Here is a 25,635-nt window from a genome sequence, read left to right on the forward strand (position 1 = left end):
GCGGGACGCGGCCTTACGTGATCGGCGCCGGGTTGAACAAGGTGATGTCGTTATGCAGCTTGTGCTGCTCCGCCCACGTCTGTTTCTTGCCGCTGGCCACGTCCAGGTAGTAGTGGAACAACTCCCAGCCGAGGTCTTCGATCGACGCCCGCCCGGTGGCAATCCGCCCGGCATCAATGTCGATCAGGTCCGGCCAGCGCTGCGCCAGTTCTGTGCGAGTCGACACCTTCACCACTGGCGCCATCGCCAATCCATAAGGCGTACCACGGCCGGTGGTGAACACATGCAGGTTCATCCCCGCCGCCAACTGCAACGTCCCGCAGACAAAATCACTGGCCGGGGTCGCACAGAAAATCAGCCCTTTGCGCTTGAACCGTTCCCCAGGGCCAAGCACCCCGTTGATCGCACTGCTGCCGGATTTGACGATCGAGCCCAAGGACTTCTCGACAATGTTCGACAACCCGCCCTTCTTGTTCCCCGGCGTGGTGTTGGCGCTGCGATCCGCTTCACCCTTGGCCAGGTAACGGTCGTACCAGTCCATTTCCCGCACCAGTTCCTGAGCGACTTCTTCGGTTTCCGCCCGGGACGTCAGTAGATAAATCGCATCGCGCACTTCGGTGACTTCGGAAAACATCACTGTCGCACCGGCCCGCAGCAACAGGTCCGAAGCATAGCCCAAGGCCGGATTGGCAGTGATCCCGGAGAACGCATCGCTGCCACCGCACTGCATGCCGAGGATCAGCTCGGACGCCGGTACGGTTTCCCGGCGGCGCTGATCGAGCTTCTTCAAACGGGTTTCGGCAAGCGCCATGATCTGCTCGATCATCTCGGTGAAACCGTGACTTGAATCCTGCAAGCGATACAACCACGGCTCGCTCAAATCCACCGAGCTGTCGTTCTCATGCATCACCTGCCCGGCCTGCAATTTCTCGCAGCCCAGACTGATCACCAGCGCCTCGCCCCCCAGGTTCGGGTTGCGCGCCAGGTTGCGCACGGTGCGGATCGGGATGTACGCGTCGGTGGCGGTGATCGCCACGCCACAGCCGTAACTGTGGGTCAACGCCACCACGTCATCGACGTTCGGGTACTTGGGCAGCAACTCGTCCTTGATGCGTTTTACCGCGTGATCCAGCACGCCGGTGACGCACTGCACGGTGGTGGTGATGCCGAGAATGTTGCGCGTGCCGACGGTGCCGTCGGCGTTGCGATAGCCCTCGAAGGTGAAGCCTTCCAGCGGTGCCTGCGCAGCCGGCACTTCGGTGGACAGCGGCAAGCTGTCCAGCGGTGGCGCGGTAGGCATGCGCAGTTGATCTTCCTTGACCCAACTGCCGCGCGGTATCGGCTGCAACGCGTAGCCAATGGTCTGGCCGTAACGAATCACCTGGCCGCCCACGGGAATGTCTTCCAGGGTGACCTTGTGGCTCTGTGGCACGAAGTCCACGGTGACCAGGCCGTCCGGAAATTCGGTACCGGCCGGCACGCCTTGGTCATTGACCACGATCACTACGTTGTCCCGCTCGTGCAGGCGGATGTAGCGCGGCGAGTCGGAATGTTCAATCAACTGCATGACGCCGCTCCTCAGGAATGCGCTTCAGATAACTTGCTGTTCGTTTCAGGACCGCTGGCCGGCGGCTCTTTGAGCACAACGCGTTTGATCGGGCCAACGATCACCAAGTAGCTGAATACCGCGACCAACGCGTTGCAACCGACGAACACCAGCGCCCACTTGAACGAGCCGGTGGAGCTGATGATGTAGCCAATGACGATCGGCGTGGTGATCGACGCAATGTTGCCGAAGGTGTTGAACAGGCCACCACTCAAACCGGCGATCTGTTTCGGCGAGGTATCGGACACCACCGCCCAGCCCAATGCGCCCACACCTTTGCCGAAGAAGGCCAGGGCCATGAAGCCGACCACCATCCATTCAACATCCACGTAGTTGCAAGCCACGATGCTGCTGGAAACCAGCAGACCGGCGATGATCGGCGCCTTGCGAGCGAAGGTCAGCGAGTGGCCCTTGCGCAGTAGATAGTCAGAAATCACCCCGCCGAGCACGCCACCGATAAACCCGCAGATCGCCGGCAGCGAGGCAATGAAACCGGCCTTGAGGATGGTCATGCCGCGTTCTTGCACCAGGTACACCGGGAACCAGGTCAGGAAGAAGTAGGTGATGCCGTTGATGCAGTATTGGCCCAGGTACACGCCGAGCATCATGCGGTTGGTCAGCAACTGGCGGATGTAGTCCCACTTCGGACCGTCGACCTTTTTGCCTTTGCCTTTGCCTTTGCCCTTGTCCTGGTCCTGGTCCATGTCGACCATGCCGCCGTTGTCGGCGATGTGCTTGAACTCGGCGTCGTTGATCATCGGGTGCTGGCGCGGACTGTGGATAACTTTCAGCCAGATCCCCGAGAAGATGATGCCGATCACACCCATGACGATGAACACGTGCTGCCAGCCGAAGCTGTAGACGATCCAGCCCATCAGCGGCGCAAACAGTACGGTGGCGAAGTATTGGGCCGAGTTGAAGATCGCCGAGGCGGTGCCGCGCTCTGCGGTCGGGAACCACGCCGCTACGATGCGTGCGTTGCCGGGGAAGGATGGCGCTTCGGCCAGGCCCACCAGAAAGCGCAGCATGAACAGCGCGACAACGGCGGTGGAAAGCCCGAACTCACCGACATAGCCTTGCAGCACGGTGAACAGCGACCAAGTGAAGATGCTCAGGGCATAGACTTTTTTCGAACCGAACCGGTCCAGCAGCCAGCCACCGGGAATTTGCCCGGCCACGTAGGCCCAACCGAATGCGGAGAAGATGTAACCGAGGGTGACCGCGTCGATGCCGAGGTCTTTTTGCAGGCTGGAGCCAGCGATCGCGATGGTCGCCCGGTCGGCGTAGTTGATCGTGGTCACCAGAAACAGCATGAGCAGGATCAAATAGCGGACGTGAGTCGGCTTGGTCGATTGCATTGTAGATGTACTCCCACTGATTATTTTTATGCGGGTAATAACGATTTATTTGCAGGCGCCGGCTTTTATGGGAGCCGGCGCCTACAGGTATTGCGGTGTATCAGGAACCGACGTAGGCAGTTTTTACAACCGTGTAGAACTCTTGCGCATAGCGACCTTGCTCACGTGAGCCATAGGATGAACCTTTACGCCCACCGAACGGAACGTGGTAATCCACGCCGGCGGTCGGCAGGTTGACCATCACCATCCCGGCCTGGGAATGGCGCTTGAAGTGGTTGGCATACTTCAGCGACGTGGTGGCGATGCCCGCCGACAGACCGAATTCGGTGTCGTTGGCCATCTCCAGCGCAGCGTCGTAATCCGCTACGCGAACGATGTTGGCCACCGGGCCGAAGATCTCTTCGCGGCTGATGCGCATCGCAGCTTCGCTGTCGGCAAACAGCGTCGGGGCGAGGAAGTAGCCCTCGGTGTCGCACGTCACCAGACCACCGCCGCTGACCAGACGCGCACCTTCGGACTGGCCGATGTCGATGTACTTCAAGTCCTGTTCCAGCTGCGCTTGCGAGACCACTGGACCGATGTCGGTGCCGGACTTCAACGCATGACCGACCTTGATCGACTTCATGCGCTCGGCCATGGCTTCGACGAATTTGTCGTGAATCCCGGCGGTGACGATGAGACGGCTCGACGCGGTGCAACGCTGACCGGTGGAGTAGAACGCACTCTGCACCGACAGTTCGACCGCTTGCTTGAGGTCGGCATCGTCGAGAATGATCTGCGGGTTCTTGCCGCCCATCTCCAGCTGCACCTTGGCTTGGCGCGACACGCAATTGACCGCGATCTGCCGGCCCACGCCGACCGAACCGGTGAAGCTGATGCCATCGACTTTCGGGCTGTTGACCAGCGCCTCGCCGACCACTCGACCGCTGCCCATCACCAGGTTGAACACGCCAGCCGGGAAACCTGCGCGGGAGATGATTTCCGCCAGTGCCCAGGCACAGCCCGGCACCAGATCCGCCGGTTTCAGCACCACGCAGTTGCCGTAAGCCAAAGCCGGAGCGATTTTCCACGCTGGGATCGCGATCGGGAAGTTCCATGGCGTGATCAGGCCGACCACGCCCAGCGCTTCGCGAGTGACTTCGACATTGACGCCCGGACGCACCGACGGCACGTAGTCACCCGACAGGCGCAGGCATTCACCGGCGAAGAACTTGAAAATGTTGCCGGCGCGGGTCACTTCGCCGATGGCTTCGGGCAGGGTCTTGCCCTCTTCCCGGGCCAGCAACGTGCCGAGTTCTTCGCGACGGGCGAGGATTTCGCTGCCGACTTTATCCAGCGCGTCATGGCGAGCCTGAATACCGGAAGTGGACCACGCCGGGAACGCAGCGCGAGCGGCGTCGATGGCGGCGTTGACCTGAGCCAGATCGGCCTTGGCGTAGTCACCGATGGTGTCGGTCAATTCCGACGGGTTGATGTTGCTGGAATAGTCGGCGCCGGCGACCCACTGGCCACCGATGTAATTGTCGTAACGCTTCAAATCAGCCACGGCTTGCACCTTTTAAAAGAAGTCCTCACACAAAAAGCCGCTGATTGCTCAGCGGCCTTGGGTTTGTCGGGTGTTACTGCGCGCCCTGCTTGTCGATCAGCGCGGCGAGCATTTCGTATTCTTCGCCCGTCAGATCGGTCAGCGGTGCACGCACCGGGCCTGCGTCGAAGCCTGCGATTTTTGCCCCGGCCTTGACGATGCTCACCGCGTATCCGGCCTTGCGGTTGCGGATATCCAGGTACGGCAGGAAGAAGTCATCGATGATCTTGCCGACGGTGGCGTGATCTTCGCGAGCAATGGCGTGGTAGAAATCCATCGCGGTTTTCGGGATGAAGTTGAACACCGCCGAGGAATAAACCGGTACGCCCAAAGCCTTGTAGGCCGCGGCGTAGACTTCAGCAGTCGGCAAGCCGCCCAAGTAGCTGAAACGATCGCCGAGGCGGCGACGGATCGACACCATCAGCTCGATATCGCCCAGGCCATCCTTGTAGCCGATCAGGTTCGGGCAGCGCTCGGCCAGTCGTTCCAGCAGCGGCGCGGTCAGGCGGCAGACGTTGCGGTTGTAGACCACCACACCGATTTTTACCGATTTGCACACGGCTTCAACGTGGGCGGCAACGCCGTCCTGGCTGGCTTCGGTCAGATAGTGCGGCAGCAGCAACAGGCCTTTGGCGCCCAGGCGCTCGGCTTCCTGAGCGTACTCGATAGCCTGGCGGGTCGAACCACCGACACCGGCGAGGATTGGCACGCTGCTGGCGCAGGTGTCGACCGCAGTCTTGATGATTTCCGAATACTCGCTGGCCGCCAGAGAGAAGAACTCACCGGTACCGCCTGCGGCGAACAACGCCGAGGCGCCGTATGGGGCCAGCCACTCGAGACGCTTGATGTAGCCCGCGCGATGGAAATCGCCCTGAGCATTGAAGTCGGTGACCGGGAACGACAGCAAGCCGGAAGAGAGGATGGACTTCAGTTCTTGTGGATTCATTATTCGAACACCCTGGGTAGCAACGTTGTGTGAGAAAACCGTTCAGCCTTCGCCGAAGTTGTAGGTCATCGTACAACTTAAAATACAACCGTCAACTGCATTTCATCGCCGCTCTCAGCATTTGAGTCAGAAAAGGTAATTCCTTGACGTAGGAAATTTCTCATCTATGATTCAGACAACTGTATATACATACAGTTAAATTGAACTTTGCCCATGACATATCAAGGAGCTAGAAATGTCAGGTCTACACGCACAACCGAAGGAAAATACCCGACAGGTCATTGCCGATCTGGATGATCTTTTTACCGCGCACGGTATCGCCATTTCCGGTGACGGCGACGCGCTTAAACTCACCGCTGGAAGTCATCACCACCCCAAACATCAGCGCCGTGGCCTGCTGCCCGTAGCACCGAAAGATCCACGCAAAGACCTGCCCCGGTTGAGGTTCGAGGGGGCAGAACATACTGCAATCGGCGACAGCACCCTGCTGCGTTTCGTCAAGGATGCACCCGCGCTGCCGGCCTGGCAGGTGGAATTGCATCTGCCCAATGGCCTGGCATTGACCTATGGTCAGGTGATCGCGCTGGGGGGTGATTTTTATGGAATTCCCGAGCAACCGATCAACGAAGGCGCAACAGCCCAAGAGCGAATCCAGCGCTTTACCAACGCCTTCAACTCTCTGGCGGTGCTGCCGGCGTCAAACGCTGAGGCGAAGCTGATTCTCGGGGTGATGCAAAAGGAAATCGCCGCGGTCAATCAGGCGATCAAGGACGGTAAACAGCCTCATGAGGCTTATGAGGCCCTCGGAGATACGTTGTCGGAAGAGTGGAACAAGATCACCGGCGGCGGCAGTTTCGTCTCGGCGCTGTTCCCTTTGGGGCGTTACCTGAAACTGGCCGCCAACAATGCCGACCACTTTGGCGAATGGGCGTTGTTGGCTTACGTCGCCGGGCATACGGCCGCGTTGCAACAAGCCGTGCTGGCCCACAACAGTGGCGATGAAAAGCAGCTGGAACTGGCCTATGCGATGAACGCTTTTGCCGATCATTCCCTCACCGACCTATTCTCCGCCGGGCATTTGCGAGTACCGCGCAAACAGTTGGCGGCGGCGGTCACGCCGAGTGATCTGGGCTCGTTGATCACCCGTTTCATGCACGACGAAGACAGCAAGTTCGGCCTTAATGTGCGCAATGGCAACGGTGATCGCTGGCGCTCCTATGGCGACAAGCGCTATTTCGATGCGATCGACAGTGCTAACCGCACGCAGGTGAATCAAGCGGTTCAAGTGTCTGCGGATGAGGTGTTCGCGGCGTATCTAAGTGGCGTTGCGCCGTCGCCCGGCAGCTTTGCTGCTTTGAAAAATCTGCCTGACCTGCAAGCGGTGTTGAATCCGGCAGACAATTTCTCGCCGCTGTTCAGGGTCGAGGGCAACAAGGTGTTGCGGCGCAAGGACGTCAACAACCTGAACGACACCGCCACCGTGGATGATTGGTGGGGCTGGAGCACGTATCTGCTGCTCAAGGACTATCACCCGACCGGCGCTGTTAATTCGCCAGCCAATAACAGATAAGGACATCACTGATGACAATCAAATTGAAACTGGAACTGGTCTCGGGCCAATCGCTCAAGGGTGCACCGCTGGAGTTACTATCGAAGGGCGTAACGATCTCCCGGGCGGTTGCGGATGAGCGCGGGAACGTAACGTTCGACGCGAGGCCGGGGGCCATTGAGTTGGCGGTGAGAGTGGATCGCTCAATCCTGACAAAAGGCTAAGCCCTCCACAGCCGGCATTCCCGCGCCATGGTGTGGGAATGTCAGCCGTCACAACCGGAAACGGTTGGTCATGATCGTTTTCAACACACCTCGCAAGAGGCTCCTACAGTGAAAGGATCGCCGTGAATGAATCATGGCCAATCTCGCACGGAGAGCGAACCCTCATGACTTTTGCCCCGCCCATTCTTCCTCAGCGCCTGACTCACGAACCTGAAAAAGCAACCGTGAAGTTATCGAGCGTGAGCGACACACTGAACGTCAGCATCCCGGATTCAGCCGAAATCCCCCCGAGCTGGTATGTCTATCTGATCCTCGGGGTAGATGCGCAAAGCCCTGACTGGACAGGTCCAGAAGAACCCACCGGCGTCTGGGACGACGCCAGCGACGATGCGGTGAAACTGACGGGGATTGAACTGCAGATCCCCAAGGCAGAGCTGAAAAAGTACCTGAACAAACAAGTCGAATTACGTTACAAGTTCGCGGATGAGTCCAGTATGGAGCCGTGTTCGGAACCACTGTTGTTTCGCATAGAGGGTTAAGCGCAGATTACGCATCGGAAGATTGGTGAATGCCGACAATCCGCTCGTCGGTACTGTTATTTCTTACAGTTTCGAACCTTCTGCCTCCGAGGCCTAATCGGGCAGTCAATCACTGCATAGGCGAATACCTCATGAGCACAATCCACAGGTTTTACTTTCCTGTCGAAACCAAACATGCAGCTCAAGAGCTGTCATCAGATTTTGACCTGCATGTAAGCGAAGGCGACATCGTCGAGTTTGAAACACTGCCCCGTCAGTACTGGAAAATCACCCTGAAGATATTCAAGGTATTACTGAACAACTCCGTTGAGTATGTCGATTACAAAACGGTCGAGGTAGAAGATCCATACGCCTAGCCGCGCTGCGCCTGCGCCTCTTCATGCGCCTGGCGCAGCCGTTCACGGCTATTGGTCAGGTGCAAGCGCATCGCCGCCCGCGCTGCATCGGAATCCTGGCGGGCAATCGCATCGTAAATCTCTTCGTGTTCACGGCTCAGGCGACTCATGTAGTGCTGCTGGTCGTCATGGGCCAGGCGCGCGGAGTTGAGGCGTGTGCGCGGAATGATGCTGGTGCCCAGGTGGGTCATGATGTCGGTGAAGTAGCGGTTGCCGGTGGCCAGGGCGATTTGCAGGTGGAACTGGAAGTCCGACGCCACGGCATCGCCGGCGTGGGCGGCACTTTCGTTTAAGGCGTCCAGCGCCTCACGCATCGCCGCTAACTGCTCCGGGCTGCGACGTTGCGCGGCAAGGCCGGCGGACTCCACTTCCAGGCTGATGCGCAGTTCCAGAATCGCCAATACATCGCGCAAGGTCACCACGGTCGCCGGGTCGATGCGAAAACCGCTCGGGCTCGGGGTGTCGAGCACGAAGGTGCCGATGCCGTGACGGGTTTCCACTTGTCCTGCGGCCTGCAAACGGGAGATCGCTTCACGCACCACGGTGCGGCTGACGCCATGGGCATTCATGATCGCCGACTCGGTGGGCAACTTGTCGCCACGCTTGAGCTGACCGTCGCGGATCTGCTCGGACAACACCGTGACCAACTCCTGTGCGAGGCTGCGGCGCTTGCGAGGGAGGCGAGGTGCGTCGATCGGGTTTTCCATGGTGAACATCTGTCTCGAAAAAACGGCTGAAACCGCATCATAGCGCATGCGGGTTGTACGATCACCGGTGACCTGTGGGCGCATGGCTTGCCCGCGATGGCCATCACGCGGTTCCGATTAAGGACCGCATTATCGTTCATCGCGGGCAAGCCACGCCCCCACAGGGGTTAGTGGTGTTCAGGCAGTGACGGCCTGGTCCACGAGGTGTCCATTCTCGATGCGCACATGCCGTGGATGGAAACGTTTCAGGCTGCTGCGATGGCCGACGCTGACAATGCTCAAGCCCGGCAACTCATCGATCAACGCCTGATACAGCGATGCTTCATCCTCTTCATCCATCGCCGAAGTGGCTTCGTCCATGTACAGCCATTGCGGCGCATACAGCAGCGCACGGGCGAAGGCCAGGCGTTGCTGTTCACCCGGCGAAAGCATGCGCTGCCAGTGATTGGCTTCATCCAGACGCGAAACCAGGTGCGGCAAGCGGCAGGTTTCCAGCACGTGGACGTAGCGCTCGTGCGGGTAGGTGTCGCCCGGCTGTGGATAACTCAACGCCTCGCGCAGGCTGCCAATCGGCAGATAGGGCTTTTGCGGCAGGAACAGACAATGCGCCGTCGGCAGGCGGATGCTGCCGTGGCCAGTAGGCCAAAGGTGCCCCATGGCTCGCAGCAAGGTCGATTTGCCGCTGCCGGAACGACCGCTGAGCATGACGCGCTCGCCCTCCTCCACGGTCATCTCGGCATTGGTCAGCAAATGACGACCGTCAGCGAGGTCAAGACCAAGGTTATGCACCCGTAGTGCCGAACCCTGATTCTGCACATCGATGGCCGGCGCGCGCTCTTCGTTGTCGGTCATGGCCTGACGGAAACTCAGCAGACGATCACAGGTGGCGCGCCACTCGGCGAGGTCCTGGTATGCAGTGATGAACCAGCTGAAACTCTCCTGCACGTTGCCGAATGCCGAATTGATTTGCATCAGTTCACCGAGCTCGATCTTGCCGGCGAAATAGCGCGGTGCCGCGACCATGAACGGGAAAATGATTGCGATTTGGGCATAACCGGAGGTGAAAAAAGTCAGGCGCTTGGACACTTTCATGATGTCCCAAAAGTTATGCCAGACCAGGCCGAAACGGCTGCTCAGACGACGGTTCTCGTTGGGTTCGCCGTTGTACAGCGCAATGCTTTCGGCATTTTCGCGGACCCGCACCATGGAGAAACGCAAGTCGGCTTCGAAACGTTGCTGGTTGTTGTTGAGGCCGATCAAGCGACGACCAATCACATGCGTCAGCCAGCTGCCGACGGCGGCATAAACCAGCGCGCACCAGAACATGTAGCCGGGAATCGTGAAGCCCAATACTTCGATGCTGCCCGACACGCCCCACAAAATGATCGAGAACGACACCAGGCTGACGACGTTACGGATCAAGCCCAGGCCCAGGCCCAACGTGTTAGTGGTGAATTTATTGAGGTCTTCGGAAATCCGCTGGTCCGGGTTATCGGTGTAACCGCCCTGCTCCAGCTGGTAGTAATTCTTGTTTTCGAGCCAACGGGCGAAGTGCTTTTCGGTGAGCCAGGCCCGCCAGCGAATGGTCAGCATCTGGGTCAGATAGAGCCGGTACACTGCGCCGACAATCGCCACCGCCGCGATCCCGCAAAAATACAGAATCAGCCGCCAGAACGCCGCTTCATCCTTTTGTTGCAGGGCGTTGTAAAAATCCTTGTACCAAGTGTTGAACCACACCGAAAGCCCCACGCTGAACAGCGACAGCGCGATCACGGCAATCAACAGCGTCCAGGCCTTGCCCTTCTCTTCGCTGTGCCAGTAAGGCGTGGTCATCGCCCACACTTTGCGAAAAAACTGCCCGCGCACAGCATCGTTGACCGCGGAATATTCAGCGCTCTGATTCATGAATAAGGCTCAATAAAGAAAAGAACACACAAGAACCGATCATAAATGATCGGCTCGTGTGATCGCGAGGGCTGGCGATAACCGTTCAGCGCTCGTTCAGCGACGGACCGGGCGCTTCTGCAGTTTGCGCTGCAGCGTGCGGCGGTGCATGCCCAGGGCACGGGCGGTGGCGGAGATGTTGCCTTCGTGCTCGGTCAGGACGCGCTGGATGTGCTCCCACTGGAGACGGTCCACGGACATCGGGTTTTCCGGCACCAGGCTGTCGAGGTCGGCGTGCTCGGAGAGCAGCGCGGCCAGCACATCATCGGCATCCGCCGGTTTGCACAGGTAATTGCAGGCGCCGCGCTTGATCGCCTCGACGGCGGTGGCAATGCTCGAGTAACCGGTGAGGATCACCACGCGCATCTCCGGGTCGAGTTCGAGCAGCTTGGGCAGTAACACCAGGCCCGAATCGCCGTCCATTTTCAGGTCCAGCGCGGCGTAATCAGGTATATCGGCCTGGGCGATGGTCAGGCCCTCTTCGGCGGAACCTGCGGTGCTGACGCGAAAACCACGGCGGGCCATGGCGCGGGCCATCACGCGGGTGAAGGTTGCATCATCGTCTACCAGCAGCAAATGCGGCAGTTCTTCGCCTTCAACTTGGATCTCGTCACTCATGTTCGTCTCCTCGGGCGACACGGGGCAGGCGCAGCTCGGTGAGCGTGCCACCTTCCTCATGACTGTAGAGTTTCACTGAGCCGCCGGCGCGTGTCACGCTGGCCTTGCTCAAAAACAGGCCCAGGCCGAAACCTTTGCCCTTGGTGGTAAAAAACGGTTTGCCGATCTGCTCGGCGATAGCCAGCGGCACACCGGCGCCATGGTCGCGAATGCTGATGGTCAGGTCTTCGGCGGTCCAGTCCAGGGTCACTTGCAAGCCTTCAGGGCAGGCATCGGCGGCGTTGTTCAGCAGGTTCAACAGCGCTTGAGTCAAATCCGGCGGCGGCGCCATACGCGGCACCGTGCCCTGGCCCAGACGCTGGAAGCGATAACTGGCCTCAGGACGCATCAGGTGCCAGCGGTTGAGCGCTTCGTCGAGCCAGTCGGTGACATCCTGCATCTCCACCGCCATACGACGGTTGGCCTCGGCGGCGCGCACCAGTTGCTGCAAGGTTTCCTTGCACAACTTGACCTGATCCTGCAAAACCTTCAGATCGTCCTGCAACATCGGATCGGGGTGATCCTGCTGCATCTCTTTGAGCAACACGCTCATGGTCGCCAGCGGCGTACCCAGTTCATGGGCGGCACCGGCAGCCTGAGTCGCGACGGCCAGTAATTGCTGATCGCGCAGGCCTTCTTCGCGACGGATCGCGCGCAGCTCTTCCTGCCGACGCAGCTCTTCCGCCATGCGTGCAGCAAAGAAGGTGATGACGGCGGCAGCCAAGGCGAAGCTCAGCCACATGCCATAGATCTGCAGGTTCTCCCGGGCGATCGGGAAGGTTTCCAGCGGATAGAACCGCGCCAGCAGCAACGTATACAGCGCCAAAGCGATGCCGGACAGAATCACCGAATAGCGCCACGGCAGCGTCACGGCGGCGATGGTCAGCGGCACCAGGTAATAAGAGACGAACGGGTTGGTCGAACCACCGGAGAAATACAACAAGGCACTGTGGATAAACAGGTCGCAGGCCAGTTGCAGGGCGTATTCAAGCTCGGTAACCGGCCACGAAGTGCGCAGGCGCACAGCGGTGAACACACACAACAGCGTCGAACAGCCCAGGGTCATCGCCAGTGGCACCCACGGCAACGGCAGCAGTTGGAGCCAGTAGGCCAGGCCCACGGAGCCGGCCTGGGCGGCGAGCACCAGAATCCGGATGAAAGTCAGCCGCCAGAGGTTCTGGCGAGTGGCGGAAGTCAATTGTACGGGGGCGAGCATGAGCTCTCCTGATGAGCGCTCCAGGCGGATCGCACGGAGTATAACCAAGCCACGGGCATGAGAGGCGAAAGTGCGGCAAACGACCACAGGCTCTTTTGTGACGAGTGCCCCTGTGGCGAGGGGGCTTGCCCCCGTTGGACTGCGAAGCAGTCCCAAACCTGCCACCGCGTTTTGATCCTGCATACTGTATCTGCCGAATGGCGACTGCTGCGCAGCCGAACGGGGGCAAGCCCCCTCGCCACAGGATCACCAGCATTCCATCTGTATAGAAGTTGTAACTGTGCGAAACGGACCATTGAAGCTAGAGTCTGATGGTTTCACGCAGGTTCGGACCCTAACCCCTGCGCATCGTCCAAGGAGCTTTTCATGCACACATTGCGCCGCAGCGCCGCCCTTCTTGCCTTAAGCATTGGCACCGCCGCCAGCCTCCCGGCCCTGGCCGTCGACGAACTGCATTACAACCAGATCTCCCTGCGCGCCGAAGTCAGCCAGGAAGTGGCCCGCGACCTGATGATCGTGACCCTCTACACCGAAGAACAAAACACCGACCCGGCCAAACTCGCCGCCGACGTCAGCACCACCATGAACAAGGCACTGGCCCAGGCCAAACAGGTCAAGGACATCACTTTGCGTCAGGGCAGCCGCAACAGCTACCCGATCTACGACACCAAAGGCCAGAAAATCACCGGCTGGCGTGAACGCGCCGAACTGCGCCTGGAAAGCTCGGACTTCGCCGCCCTCTCCAAACTCACCGGCGAATTGCTCACCGACCTGAAAATGGGCGGCATGGACTTCGCCATCGCGACGCCAACCCGCAAAGCCAGCGAAGACGCCCTGCTCAAAGAAGCCGTGACTGCCTTCAAGTCCCGCGCCCAACTGGCCACCGACGCCCTGGGCGGCAAGAGCTACAAAATCGTCAACCTGAACCTCAACAGCAACGGCTATCCACAACCGTACATGCGCGGGCCGATGATGATGAAAGCCGCCGCCGGCATGGATTCGGCACCGGTGACGCCAGAAGTTGAAGCCGGCACCAGCCAGGTCAGCATGACAGCGGATGGGGCGATTGAAGTGTTGATGCCTTGATGCGATAACCCGGGCACGAAAACGGCAGGGCGGTGTACACGCGAGTAAACAGGCCGCCTCAGCTGCTTTTGATTTTGCATTTGCGAAAGCCCAGGAGCTAAGAGAAACTCCCTGCCTTTCCAGACTCGATAAGGACGCGAGCATTGAAGTTTGAAAGGGATCAGTTTTCCGGCAACCATGGAATTGTCTTCAACGTATCGCGCTTCACCCTGTCAGCCGGTGAACGGGGTAGCCTCAGAACACTGCATTTTGGTGAAGCGAAAGCCGCCCACTATGAAGTGAGCAATCTGGTGGTAGAGCTCTATGACAAAATGCTCGCCAAGGATTTGCCTTGCCAAATGATGGTCGGGATCTCCAAACCCCTGACCCGGCAACAGGGGGATTTACTCAATGCTCAACGAACAAGTATCGCCAACCTCACCAGTGGTGTTTTCGGGGCAGCGGCAGGTAAATTCATGCCCGGTGCGGCCATCCCGGTGGGATGGGCAGTCCGCGAGTTCACGCTGAGCAAATTGCCGACTTATCACGCCGGCGATGTCATCGTCAGCCTGGATGCACAGGTCAGCGGTGGCATAGGCCCTCAGCACTCAGGATCGTCCATGATCATCAAGACTCAAGGCGGGTGAGATCATGAACGAATATGGCCTGTACGCCGTGGCTTATGCAGTATTCCTGCTGTTGTTCTTCTATCTGAAATCCTATGGCCTCAGAAAATGGCTGGGCATCACCCTGTTCGCTCTGGGGTTTTCGAGTATTTTTATGCTGCCGCCTTTCATCGCCGGCTTCGATCTGGGCATCGTTTCAACCAATGCTATCGCCCTCGGGGCTGCGCTGTTTTTTAGTCGGGCCCGGTATACGGCGTGAGCCACGCGCTCATTCAAGCAACGTGAAACGGATTAACTTCACCCACAACGCCCGCCTGACACCGCTTTGCGTAGGAGCTGCCGAAGGCTGCGATCTTTTGACGTTGATTTTTAAGATCAAAAGATCACAGCCTTCGGCAGCTCCTACAGTCCGCCATCAACGCAAAGACCGGCAGACTATGCCCGGATAGAGGGGTCCCCCTCAAAAAACGATATTTCCACCCTCCCCGCCAACAACGCTACTCTCAGGAAAATATCGCTGCTCAAATCCCGGGGACTCCATGGAAAGAACCACCGTCAAACCACTTCTGCTCGCACTCGCCCTCGCCACAACCGCATCACTCGCACAAACCGCCCAAGCCGCCACCACCCTGGTTTACTGCTCCGAAGCCAGCCCCGCCGGCTTCGACCCCAGCCAATACACCAGCGGCACCGACTTCGATGCCTCCGCCGAAACCGTCTTCAACCGCCTCACCCAATTCAAACGCGGCGGCACCGAAATCGAACCCGGCCTGGCAACAAAATGGGACGTGTCCGAGGACGGCCTCACCTACACCTTCCACCTGCGCAACGGCGTGAAATTCCACACCACCGACTACTTCACCCCCACCCGCGATTTCAACGCCGACGACGTGCTGTTCACCTTCCAGCGCCTGCTCGACCCGGACAACGCCTTCCGCAAGGCCTACCCCGCCGAGTCGCCGTACTTCACCGACATGGGCCTGAACACCACGATCAAAAGCATCGACAAGATCGACGACCACACCGTGCGCTTCAGCCTGAACAACGTCGACGCCGCGTTCGTGCAAAACCTCGCCATGAGCTTCGCCTCGGTGCAGTCCGCCGAATACGCCGCCCAACTGTTAAAGGAAGGCAAAGCCGCCGACCTCAACCAGAAACCGGTCGGCACCGGCCCGTTCGTGTTCAAGCGCTACCAAAAGGACTCGCAAATCCGCTACGCCGCCAACAAGGCTTACTGGAAACCCGAGGACGTAAAACTCGACAACCTGATTTTCTCGATCACCCCGGACGCCGCCGTGCGCTTGCAGAAGCTCAAGGCCGGCGAGTGCCAGGTTAGCGGCTACCCGCGCCCGGCAGACATTGAAGTGATGGAGAAAGACCCGAACCTGACCGTGCTCAAGCAAGCCGGTTTCAACCTCGGCTTCCTTGCCTACAACGTGACCCACCCACCGCTGGACCAGCTCAAGGTGCGTCAGGCGCTGGACATGGCCATCGACAAGCCGGCGATCATCAAGGCTGTTTACCAGAGTGCCGGGCAACTGGCGCAAAACGCCTTGCCACCGGCGCAATGGTCGTATGACCCGAGCATCAAGGACGCCCCGCACGACCCGGCCAAAGCCCGCGCGCTACTGAAAGAAGCAGGGGTTGCCCCCGGCACCACAATTAATCTGTGGGCCATGACCGTGCAGCGCGCCTCCAACCCCAATGCGCGGATGTCGGCACAGATGATCCAGCAGGATTGGGAGAAAGTCGGGATCAAGGCCAACATCGTCAGCTATGAATGGGGCGAATACATCAAGCGCGCCAAGAACGGTGAGCATGACGCAATGATCTACGGCTGGACCGGCGACAACGGTGACCCGGATAACTGGCTCGGCGTGCTCTACAGCTGCGCTGCGGTGAAAGGTAGCAACTACGCCAAATGGTGTGACCCGGCCTACGACAAACTGGTGCAGCAAGCCAAGGTGTCCACGGACAAACAACAGCGGGTCAAACTGTACCAACAGGCACAGCAAATCCTTAAACAACAAGTACCTATCACACCGATTGCCAACTCGACGGTGTTCCAGCCACTGCGCAAGGAAGTCACCGACTTCAAGATCAGTCCGTTTGGCCTCACACCGTTCTATGGCGTAGGTATAAATAAGTAACACCGGGCTCCAACCGGGTGCGTCAAACGCCCAGGTCGCCCCTTATCGGTGCACGTTTTGCACCGTAAAAAACCTGCGCAAACGGTCAAATACGTCACTATTTATACATATGCGACATTAAGGTACGTTCGTGCCACTCTTTAGGACTTGTGGCCATTCAGGATCTTGCATTGGGTACGGCCCCTGCATAAGTATCCGCAGGTCGACTCACGAGGTCGTCCTCTAATTCCAAAAATGACAACAAATCATGAGGCCACCATGCTTAAACACGCGGTCATTCCGTTTTTAGTCGGCGCAAGCCTGTTAGCCAGTGCACCTTTCGCCCAAGCGGCGTCTAACCTGGTGTTCTGCTCCGAAGGAAGCCCGGCCGGTTTCGACCCAGGTCAGTACACCACCGGAACCGACTTCGACGCCTCTGCAGAAACCATGTTCAACCGCCTGACCCAGTTCGAGCGCGGCGGCACCGCCGTGATTCCTGGCCTGGCGACCAAGTGGGATATTTCCAGTGACGGCCTGACTTACACTTTCCACCTGCGTGAAGGCGTCAAGTTCCACACCACCCCGTATTTCAAGCCGACGCGTGAGTTCAACGCCGACGACGTGCTGTTCACCTTCAATCGCATGATTAACAAGGATGACCCGTTCCGTAAGGCATACCCGACCGAGTTCCCGTACTTCACCGACATGGGGATGGACACCAACATCACCAAGATCGATAAAGTCGACGACCACACCGTCAAGTTCACCCTCAAAGACGTAGACGCCGCGTTCATCCAGAACATGGCCATGAGCTTCGCCTCGATCCAGTCCGCCGAGTACGCTGCCCAGCTGCTCAAGGAAGGCAAGGCTGCCGACATCAACCAGAAACCGATCGGCACCGGCCCGTTCGTGTTCAAGAGCTACCAGAAAGACTCCAACATCCGCTACACCGGGAACAAGGACTACTGGAAGCCTGATGACGTGAAGATCGACAACCTGATCTTCGCCATCACCACCGACCCGTCGGTACGCATCCAGAAGCTGAAGAAGAACGAGTGCCAGATCACTCTGTTCCCGCGTCCAGCCGACCTGAAGGCGCTCAAAGAAGATAAAACTTTGAAGATGCCTGAGCAGGCTGGTTTCAACCTGGGCTACATCGCCTACAACGTGATGGACAAGGTCAAGGGCAGCAACGAGCCGAACCCGCTGGCCGACCTGCGCGTTCGTCAGGCGCTGGACATGGCCGTCAACAAGCCGCAGATCATCGACTCGGTTTATCAGGGCGCAGGCCAACTGGCCGTCAACGCCATGCCGCCGACCCAATGGTCCTACGACACCACCATCAAGGATGCCAAGTACGATCCTGAGAAAGCCAAGCAGCTGCTCAAGGAAGCCGGCGTCAAGGAAGGCACCGAAATCGTTCTGTGGGCGATGCCGGTACAACGTCCGTACAACCCGAACGCCAAGCTGATGGCTGAAATGCTGCAGTCCGACTGGAAGAAGATCGGCCTGAACGTGAAGATCACCAGCTACGAATGGGGCGAGTACATCAAACGCTCCAAAGGCGGCGAGAACCAGGCGATGATCATCGGCTGGAGCGGCGACAACGGTGACCCGGACAACTGGCTCAACGTGCTGTTCGGCTGCGACTCGCTGAGTGGCAACAACTTCTCCAAATGGTGCGACAAGAAATTCGATGGCCTCGTCAAGGAAGCCAAACGCACCACCGATCAGGCCAAGCGCACCGAACTGTACAAACAGGCGCAACACGTCCTCAAAGATGCTGTTCCAATGACACCTATCGCTCACTCGACGGTGTTCCAACCCATGCGCGCCAACGTGCAGGACTTCAAGATCAGCCCATTTGGCTTGAACTCCTTCTACGGCGTCAGCGTCAGCAAATAAGAAAAGGCAGCGGCGACGTTTTCAGTGTCGCCGCTGCTTTTTTCTGCCGAGAAGTTAGGAATTTGCCTACATCCAAATCCGCTGTCTGACGCAGCCAGGGGTTAGGACGCGTTGCCTTTTCCTACGAGTCTTTAGGACTCAGCGCATTTACTGCCAGACCCACGGCACCTACCGTCGGGTTCTGACCAGTGACTGTGTGGGCTATCGGTTTGTTGCCCGTATTGGTTTGAGCTCAATGCAGCCACAACGTCCCCGGACGGGATCGCGGCGCATTGAATAACACTAAAAAGTGAGGGAGCGTCATGCGCCATACCTTGGTTTTATCCGCATTGCTGGGCACCGGCCTGCTGGCCGCCACTTCCATCAGCCAGGCCGCCAATAACAGCCTGGTGTTCTGCTCCGAAGGCAGCCCCGCCGGTTTCGACACCGCGCAGTACACCACTGCGACCGATAACGACGCCGCCGAGCCGCTGTACAACCGTTTGGCAGAGTTTGAAAAAGGCGCCACCAATGTCGTGCCAGGCCTGGCAACCCGCTGGGATATTTCCGAGGACGGCCTCAAGTACACGTTCCATCTGCGCGAGGGGGTGAAATTTCACACGACCAAATACTTCACGCCGACCCGCGATTTCAACGCCGACGACGTGCTGTTCACGTTTAATCGCATGCTCGATCCGCAGCACCCGTTCCGTAAGGCTTATCCGACCGAGTTCCCGTATTTCAACGGGATGAGCCTGAACAAGAATATTGCCAAGGTCGAAAAGACCGGGCCGCTGACCGTGGTGATGACGCTCAACAACGTCGATGCCGCGTTCATCCAGAACATCGCCATGAGCTTCGCCGCCATCCTTTCGGCCGAATACGCCGACCAGTTGCTGGCGGCCGGCAAGCCGAGCGAGATCAACCAGAAGCCGATCGGCACCGGGCCGTTCGTGTTCAAGAGCTACCAGAAAGATTCCAACATCCGTTACAGCGGCAACAAGCAGTACTGGGACCCGAGCCGGGTCAAGCTCGATAACCTGATTTTTGCCATCAACACCGACGCCTCGGTGCGCGTGCAGAAGCTCAAGGCCAACGAATGCCAGATCACCCTGCACCCGCGCCCCGCCGACGTAACCGCCCTGAAGAATGATCCGAAACTGCAACTGATCGAGAAACCCGGCTTCAACCTCGGCTACATCGCCTATAACGTTCGGCACAAGCCTTTCGACCAGCTCGAAGTGCGCCAGGCGCTGGACATGGCGGTGAACAAGCAAGGCATTCTCAATGCCGTCTATCAAGGTGCCGGTCAACTGGCGGTCAATGCCATGCCACCGACCCAGTGGTCCTATGACGACACCATAAAGGACGCCTCCTACAACCCGGAAAAAGCCAAGGAACTGCTCAAGGCCGCCGGCGTGAAGGAAGGCACCGAAATCACCCTCTGGGCGATGCCGGTCCAGCGTCCGTACAACCCCAACGCCAAACTGATGGCCGAAATGCTCCAGGCGGACTGGGCGAAGATCGGCCTCAAGGTCAAGATCGTCAGCTACGAATGGGGCGAGTACATCAAGCGCACCAAGAACGGCGAGCACGACATCAGCCTGATCGGCTGGACCGGTGACAACGGCGACCCGGACAACTGGCTCGGCACGCTGTACAGCTGCGACGCCATTGGCGGCAACAACTACTCCATGTGGTGCGATCCGGCTTACGACAAGCTGATCAAGCAGGCCAAGGTCGTCACCGATCGCGACCAGCGCACCGTGCTCTACAAACAGGCGCAGCAGTACCTCAAGCAGCAGGTGCCGATCACGCCGGTCGCCCACTCGACGGTCAACCAGCCGTTGAGCGCCAAAGTCGAAGGGTTCAAGGTCAGCCCCTTCGGTCGCAACGTGTTCTCGGGCGTCAGTATCGACCAATAACCAATTAGCCAGAAACGCTGGGGGGCGGATTCCGCCCTCACGCAAGCGTATTGCCGTAATTCGTCAAATCGGCCTGCAGCAAACGTTTGCGAAGCCTGAATGAGTTCTAAACCAAATAGCCGGATCACCAAAAAAGACCGGCATTAAAAAAAGAAAGTAAGGAGCTTCACACATGAAACTGAGCAGCACCGCGTTATTGGCCTTGGCCATCAGCAGCGTGACCGCCACGGCTTACGCAGAATCCCAGAGCCAGGCGTTCACGCCGGTTACCGTTAAAGAGAAAAGTGCTCAGAGTGAAGCCACTGGCTTTGTCGAAGGCCAATCGATCACCGGCAGCACGCGTAACTGGTATGCCAATGAGCAACTCAAACGTGGTGCTCATTTCAAGTACAACAAAAACGGTGTACCGACCAACACTGATCGTCGTATCAACTGGGTCCAGGGCACAATCCTCAAGTACAACTCGGGCTTCACAGAGGGTACTGTCGGTTTCAGCACTGAAGTTGCGGCTTACAACGCCATCGCGTTGGAACGTGACCGTAAGGACCTTGCGTCTGCCAATGGTGGTGCACCATTGAATGGCGTTGGCGGCCTTGGCAACAACCGTACCCTGACCAAAAACGGCGGCGACGCCGAGGGTCAGTGGAGCAAATTGGGACTGGCTAACGTCAAGGCACGTTTCTCCAACACCACGCTGACTGCCGGCCGGCAAAACTTCAGCAGCCCGATGGTCGATGTCATCGGTAACCGTGCCCTGCCCTCAAGCTTCGAAGGTGTGAGCCTGCACAGCGAGGAGCTGGAGAACCTGTCGTTCGACGTGGCCACGTTCGATCGCAACTCGCCGCGTACAGAAGAAAGCCAGCGCAAATTCCGGTCCGAATACGCTGACACCGTCGTGGAAGCCGATCACGTGAACACCGCAGGTATCACTTACCAGCCGTTCGCCAGCCTGACCACCAGCCTGTGGGGCACCCAGGCTGAAGACTTGTGGAACCAGTACTACTTCGGCGCCAGCCACGTCTTGGGCGACAGCTCGGTACTGAGCCTGACCACCGGCCTGAACTACTACAAAACCGTGGACGAAGGTAAAGCCAAGCTCGGCGAAATCGACAACGACACCTACTCCCTGTCGTTCGGCCTGACCCACCAGGCCCACAGCGTGACTTTCTCGTACCAGGAAGTGAACGGTAACGAGTACTTCGACTACCTGCACGAAACCAACGGCATCTATCTGGCCAACTCCCTGCTCTCGGACTTCAACGGCCCGAACGAGAAGTCCTTCCAGATCGCCTACGGCCTGAACATGGCCGAATACGGTGTGCCAGGCCTGAAATTCAACATCTATCAGGCTCGCGGCTGGGGCATCGACGGTACTCACAATAAAGGCGGCGCCTACTCCAGCGTTCAATCGATGGACGGCGAGCACCATTACGAATACGGCATTGGTACTTCGTATGCGGTACAGAGCGGCCCGCTCAAGGCCACCACTGTTCGCGCAACCTACACCGCGCACCGTGCCAGCGAAAACCAGGCGGATGGCAGCATCAACGAGTTCCGTCTCGTGACCACCATCCCGTTCAACATTTTGTAAAACGCACGCCGGCGGCTGACTCATGACGAGTCGGCCGTTCGGTTTTTTCCTGTTCAACCGATTGCAGAGGGTTCTTGATGAAAATGCTTCCCCTACGAGCGGCCATCGCTGCCGCGTTGCTGAGTGTCGCTGTTGGCGTCTCGGCCAAACCCTTGGTGGTCTGTACCGAAGCCAGCCCGGAAGGCTTCGATATGGCCCAGTACACGACTGCTGTCACAGGCGATGCAGTGTCCGAAACCATCTTCAATCGTCTGGTGGGCTTCAAGCCTGGCACCACCGAAGTGATTCCCTCGCTGGCCGACTCCTGGGACATCAGTGAAGACGGCCTGACCTACACGTTCCACCTGCGAAAAGGCGTCAAGTTTCACACCACCGATTACTTCAAGCCGACCCGCGACATGAATGCCGACGACGTGGTCTGGAGCTTCCAGCGGCAGCTGGACCCGAACCATCCGTGGCACAAGAAATCGAGCGTAGGCTTCCCGTACTTTGAAAGCATGGGCTTCAAGGAACTGCTCAAAAGCGTCGAGAAGGTCGACGACAATACGGTCAAATTCACCCTGACCCGCCGTGAAGCGCCGTTCCTGGCCGACATCGCCATGGCCTTCTCCTCGATCTACTCCGCCGAGTACGCCGATCAATTGCTCAAGGCCGACAAAACCGGCGACCTGAACAACAAGCCGGTTGGCACCGGCCCGTTCATCTTCCAGCGTTACGCCAAGGACGCCCAGGTTCGCTTCAAGGCCAACCCGGACTACTTCCTTGGCAAGCCACCGGCTGATGCGCTGGTCCTGGCGATTGCCACCGACAACAACGTACGCCAGCAAAAGCTCAAGGCCAACGAGTGCCAGATCGCTCTGTATCCGAAGCCGGATGACATTCCGAGCATCAAGAAAGACACCAATCTGAAGGTCGCAGAACTGGATGCGATGACCGTGTCCTACATCGCCATGAATACCCAGCACAAATACATGAGCGATGTGCGGGTACGCAAAGCCATCGATATCGCGTTCGACAAGGAAGCCTACGTCGCCGCCCTGTTTGGTAAAGGTAATGCCACAGTAGCGGTCAACCCGTACCCGCAGACCCTGCTGGGCTACAACCATAAACTGACCAACCCGCCTCGCGACCTCGACAAGGCTCGTGCCCTGCTCAAGGAAGCCGGTGTGCCGGATGGCACCGTGTTCACCCTGTTCACCCGTAACGGCGGTGGCCCGACCAACCCTAATCCGATGCTCGGCGCACAAATGATGCAGGCAGATCTGGCCAAGGTCGGCATCAAGGTCGATATTCGTGTCATGGAATGGGGCGAAATGCTCAAGCGCGCGAAGAACGGCGAGCACGATATGGTGTCCGCCGGTTGGGCAGGCGATAACGGCGACCCGGATAACTTCCTGACGCCTATGCTCAGTTGTGAGGCCGCCAAGAACGGCGAAAACTACGCTCGCTGGTGCAATGAAAAGTTCCAGGCGCTGATCGACGAAGCACGGGCCAAAGTGAACCCGGCTGAACGCACGGCGCTCTACGAACAGGCCCAGGACGTTTTCAATCAGGACCAGCCATGGATCAGCATGGCGCACACCCGCATGTTCACTGCAATGCGCACCAACGTAGAGGGCTATCACATTAGCCCCCTCACCACTAACAACTTCGCCACCACCCAGGTGAAGTAGATAAGAAACGCCCAGCCTCGCTGACCCCAGCGAGGCTGGGCACGCCTAACCGGCTGATGAGGTACCACACAAGATGTTTAGTTTTATTGCCCGCCGATTGGGGTTACTGATCCCCACGTTCTTCGGCATCACCTTGCTGACTTTCGCGTTGATCCGCATGATTCCTGGCGACCCCGTGGAAGTGATGATGGGCGAACGTCGGGTCGACCCCGAAATGCATGCTCAGGCAATGGAACGCCTAGGTCTGAACAAACCGCTGTATGCCCAATACCTGGATTACATTGGCAAACTGGCCCACGGCGATCTCGGCGAATCCCTGCGTACCCGTGAAAGCGTCTGGACCGAGTTCAGCTCTCTATTCCCCGCGACCCTGGAACTGGCCTCGGCCGCCATGTTGTTCGCCGGCATCCTGGGCCTTCTGGCCGGGGTGATCGCGGCACTCAAGCGAGGGTCCCTGTTCGACCATGGGGTAATGGGTGTCTCCCTGGCGGGATACTCGATGCCGATCTTCTGGTGGGGCCTGATCCTGATCATGTTCTTCTCGGTGAGCCTGGGCTGGACCCCGGTATCCGGGCGGATCGACCTGCTCTACGACATCGAGCCACGCACCGGCTTCATGCTCATCGATACGTTGCTGGCCGATGACGTCGGAGCGTTCTTCGATGCTCTGCATCACCTGATCCTGCCAGCCATCGTGCTCGGCACCATCCCGCTGGCGGTGATTGCGCGGATGACCCGTTCGTCGATGCTCGAAGTGCTGCGTGAAGACTACATCCGTACCGCCCGTGCCAAAGGCCTGTCGCCATCGCGCGTGGTATTCGTGCACGGTCTGCGCAATGCGCTGATTCCGGTACTGACCGTGGTCGGCCTGCAAGTCGGCACGCTGCTGGCCGGCGCGGTCCTGACCGAAACCATCTTCTCCTGGCCCGGCATCGGCAAATGGCTGATCGAAGCCATTGGCGCACGGGACTATCCCGTGGTGCAAAACGGCATCCTGTTAATCGCCTGCCTGGTGATTCTGGTCAACTTCGTAGTGGACATCCTCTACGGCTTTGCCAACCCACGCATCCGTCATCAGCGCTGAGATCAATGACCATGACCACTCTCACTACACCGGTAGCAGTCGATCAAAGCCTGCTGTATCCGTCGCCCTACAAAGAATTCTGGCATGCGTTCTCCAGGAACAAAGGCGCTGTCGCCGGCCTGTTGTTCATGCTGCTGGTGATTTTCTGCGCGATCTTCGCCCCATGGGTCGCACCGCATAACCCGAGCGAACAGTACCGCGACTTCCTGCTGACCCCGCCCTCCTGGCTGGAAAGCGGGCATATCCAGTTCCTGCTGGGTACCGATGAACTCGGTCGTGACCTGCTGTCGCGTTTGATTCACGGCTCGCGCCTGTCCCTGCTGATCGGCTTGTCATCGGTGGTGATGTCGCTGATTCCAGGCATCCTGATGGGACTGTTCGCCGGGTTCTTTCCGCGCGTGCTCGGCCCGACCATCATGCGTCTGATGGACATCATGCTGGCCCTGCCGTCCCTGCTGCTGGCGGTGGCAATTGTCGCCATCCTCGGCCCTGGCCTGATCAACACCATTATTGCCATCGCCGTGGTTTCGTTGCCGTCCTATGTTCGTCTGACCCGCGCCGCGGTGATGGGCGAATTGAACCGCGACTACGTGACCGCCGCGCGCCTGGCCGGTGCCGGTCTGCCTCGCCTGATGTTCGTCACCGTGCTGCCCAACTGCATGGCGCCGCTGATTGTTCAGGCCACCTTGAGTTTCTCCTCGGCGATTCTCGATGCCGCGGCACTGGGCTTCCTCGGCCTTGGCGTACAACCGCCAACCCCTGAATGGGGCACCATGCTGGCTTCGGCTCGCGACTACATCGAACGCGCCTGGTGGGTGGTGAGCTTGCCTGGTTTGACCATTTTGCTCAGCGTGCTGGCAATCAACTTGATGGGCGACGGCCTGCGCGATGCGCTGGACCCGAAACTCAAGAACGCCGCCTGAGGAGATTCA

Annotated in this window: 22 protein-coding genes; 14 read left to right on the forward strand and 8 right to left on the reverse strand. The window is 58.8% G+C overall.

All coding sequences use genetic code 11. The features are described 5' to 3' along the window. Positions 1 to 13: 13 nt before the first annotated feature. The 4 genes from garD to kdgD all read right to left on the reverse strand — a co-directional run bounded on the left by garD (position 14) and on the right by kdgD (position 5,495). The gene (gene garD / locus AF70_RS22035) at positions 14 to 1,567 is read right to left on the reverse strand and encodes a galactarate dehydratase (protein ID WP_028939876.1); all 1,554 of its coding nucleotides are present in this window, start codon (positions 1,565 to 1,567) and stop codon (positions 14 to 16) included. An 11-nt stretch (positions 1,568 to 1,578) separates the two neighbouring features. Continuing rightward, a complete protein-coding gene (locus tag AF70_RS22040) occupies positions 1,579 to 2,964 on the reverse strand; it encodes an MFS transporter (protein WP_028939877.1) in 1,386 nt (461 codons plus the stop codon). Positions 2,965 to 3,064: 100 nt separating this feature from the next. Then, positions 3,065 to 4,510, reverse strand: a complete 1,446-nt coding sequence (locus tag AF70_RS22045) for an aldehyde dehydrogenase family protein (RefSeq protein ID WP_028939878.1) — start codon at positions 4,508 to 4,510, stop codon at positions 3,065 to 3,067. Positions 4,511 to 4,583: 73 nt separating this feature from the next. Beyond that, positions 4,584 to 5,495, reverse strand: coding sequence for a 5-dehydro-4-deoxyglucarate dehydratase (gene kdgD / locus AF70_RS22050; RefSeq protein ID WP_019582411.1), 912 nt, complete (start codon positions 5,493 to 5,495; stop codon positions 4,584 to 4,586). Between the two features lie 235 nt (positions 5,496 to 5,730). Here kdgD and AF70_RS22055 point away from each other — a divergent pair, with 235 nt between their 5' ends. From AF70_RS22055 to AF70_RS22070, 4 genes are all read left to right on the forward strand, one after another. Further along, positions 5,731 to 7,065, forward strand: coding sequence for a hypothetical protein (locus AF70_RS22055; RefSeq protein ID WP_028939879.1), 1,335 nt, complete (start codon positions 5,731 to 5,733; stop codon positions 7,063 to 7,065). Between the two features lie 11 nt (positions 7,066 to 7,076). Then, on the forward strand, positions 7,077 to 7,268 hold the full coding sequence (locus tag AF70_RS22060) for a hypothetical protein (RefSeq protein WP_019582413.1): 192 nt from the start codon (positions 7,077 to 7,079) through the stop codon (positions 7,266 to 7,268). A gap of 164 nt (positions 7,269 to 7,432) precedes the next feature. Continuing rightward, entirely contained in the window at positions 7,433 to 7,807 is a 375-nt protein-coding gene (locus AF70_RS22065) for a hypothetical protein (RefSeq protein ID WP_028939880.1), read from the forward strand. Between the two features lie 131 nt (positions 7,808 to 7,938). Further along, positions 7,939 to 8,163 (forward strand): hypothetical protein, encoded by a 225-nt coding sequence (locus tag AF70_RS22070; protein WP_019582415.1) that lies wholly within the window; start codon positions 7,939 to 7,941, stop codon positions 8,161 to 8,163. On the opposite strand, the gene AF70_RS22075 is transcribed toward AF70_RS22070, so the two are convergent. The 4 genes from AF70_RS22075 to AF70_RS22090 all read right to left on the reverse strand — a co-directional run bounded on the left by AF70_RS22075 (position 8,160) and on the right by AF70_RS22090 (position 12,726). Then, positions 8,160 to 8,909, reverse strand: a complete 750-nt coding sequence (locus AF70_RS22075) for a FadR/GntR family transcriptional regulator (protein WP_026346018.1) — start codon at positions 8,907 to 8,909, stop codon at positions 8,160 to 8,162. The two genes, AF70_RS22070 and AF70_RS22075, sit on opposite strands and share 4 nt — an antisense overlap. A 177-nt stretch (positions 8,910 to 9,086) precedes the next feature. Continuing rightward, complete coding sequence (locus AF70_RS22080) at positions 9,087 to 10,814, reverse strand: ABC transporter ATP-binding protein/permease (RefSeq protein ID WP_028939881.1); 1,728 nt, start codon at positions 10,812 to 10,814, stop codon at positions 9,087 to 9,089. A 96-nt stretch (positions 10,815 to 10,910) separates the two neighbouring features. Then, on the reverse strand, positions 10,911 to 11,471 hold the full coding sequence (locus tag AF70_RS22085) for a response regulator transcription factor (protein ID WP_018929526.1): 561 nt from the start codon (positions 11,469 to 11,471) through the stop codon (positions 10,911 to 10,913). Next, positions 11,464 to 12,726, reverse strand: a complete 1,263-nt coding sequence (locus AF70_RS22090; protein WP_019582419.1) for an ATP-binding protein — start codon at positions 12,724 to 12,726, stop codon at positions 11,464 to 11,466. The genes AF70_RS22085 and AF70_RS22090 overlap by 8 nt, the downstream gene beginning before the upstream one ends. 366 nt (positions 12,727 to 13,092) lie before the next feature. Between AF70_RS22090 and AF70_RS22095 the strand changes: the two genes are divergently transcribed. From AF70_RS22095 to AF70_RS22140, 10 genes are all read left to right on the forward strand, one after another. Next, positions 13,093 to 13,812, forward strand: a complete 720-nt coding sequence (locus AF70_RS22095) for an SIMPL domain-containing protein (RefSeq protein WP_028939882.1) — start codon at positions 13,093 to 13,095, stop codon at positions 13,810 to 13,812. Positions 13,813 to 13,955: 143 nt separating this feature from the next. Next, entirely contained in the window at positions 13,956 to 14,438 is a 483-nt protein-coding gene (locus tag AF70_RS22100; RefSeq protein WP_019582420.1) for a hypothetical protein, read from the forward strand. 4 nt (positions 14,439 to 14,442) lie between these two features. Beyond that, positions 14,443 to 14,676, forward strand: coding sequence for a hypothetical protein (locus AF70_RS22105; protein ID WP_018929522.1), 234 nt, complete (start codon positions 14,443 to 14,445; stop codon positions 14,674 to 14,676). A gap of 280 nt (positions 14,677 to 14,956) precedes the next feature. Next, a complete protein-coding gene (locus AF70_RS22110; protein WP_028939883.1) occupies positions 14,957 to 16,567 on the forward strand; it encodes an ABC transporter substrate-binding protein in 1,611 nt (536 codons plus the stop codon). Between the two features lie 258 nt (positions 16,568 to 16,825). Beyond that, on the forward strand, positions 16,826 to 18,451 hold the full coding sequence (locus tag AF70_RS22115; RefSeq protein WP_018929520.1) for an ABC transporter substrate-binding protein: 1,626 nt from the start codon (positions 16,826 to 16,828) through the stop codon (positions 18,449 to 18,451). Between the two features lie 302 nt (positions 18,452 to 18,753). After that, on the forward strand, positions 18,754 to 20,355 hold the full coding sequence (locus AF70_RS22120; protein WP_019582422.1) for an ABC transporter substrate-binding protein: 1,602 nt from the start codon (positions 18,754 to 18,756) through the stop codon (positions 20,353 to 20,355). Positions 20,356 to 20,527: 172 nt separating this feature from the next. After that, the gene (locus tag AF70_RS22125; RefSeq protein ID WP_028939884.1) at positions 20,528 to 21,946 is read left to right on the forward strand and encodes an OprD family porin; all 1,419 of its coding nucleotides are present in this window, start codon (positions 20,528 to 20,530) and stop codon (positions 21,944 to 21,946) included. A gap of 77 nt (positions 21,947 to 22,023) precedes the next feature. Then, entirely contained in the window at positions 22,024 to 23,619 is a 1,596-nt protein-coding gene (locus AF70_RS22130) for an ABC transporter substrate-binding protein (RefSeq protein ID WP_028939885.1), read from the forward strand. A 73-nt stretch (positions 23,620 to 23,692) separates the two neighbouring features. Beyond that, positions 23,693 to 24,703, forward strand: coding sequence for an ABC transporter permease subunit (locus AF70_RS22135; RefSeq protein WP_018929516.1), 1,011 nt, complete (start codon positions 23,693 to 23,695; stop codon positions 24,701 to 24,703). 11 nt (positions 24,704 to 24,714) lie between these two features. Then, a complete protein-coding gene (locus AF70_RS22140; protein ID WP_028939886.1) occupies positions 24,715 to 25,626 on the forward strand; it encodes an ABC transporter permease subunit in 912 nt (303 codons plus the stop codon). The last annotated feature ends 9 nt before the right edge of the window (positions 25,627 to 25,635 follow it).

The organism is Pseudomonas sp. KD5, from assembly GCF_012932895.1.
Taxonomy (GTDB): domain Bacteria; phylum Pseudomonadota; class Gammaproteobacteria; order Pseudomonadales; family Pseudomonadaceae; genus Aquipseudomonas.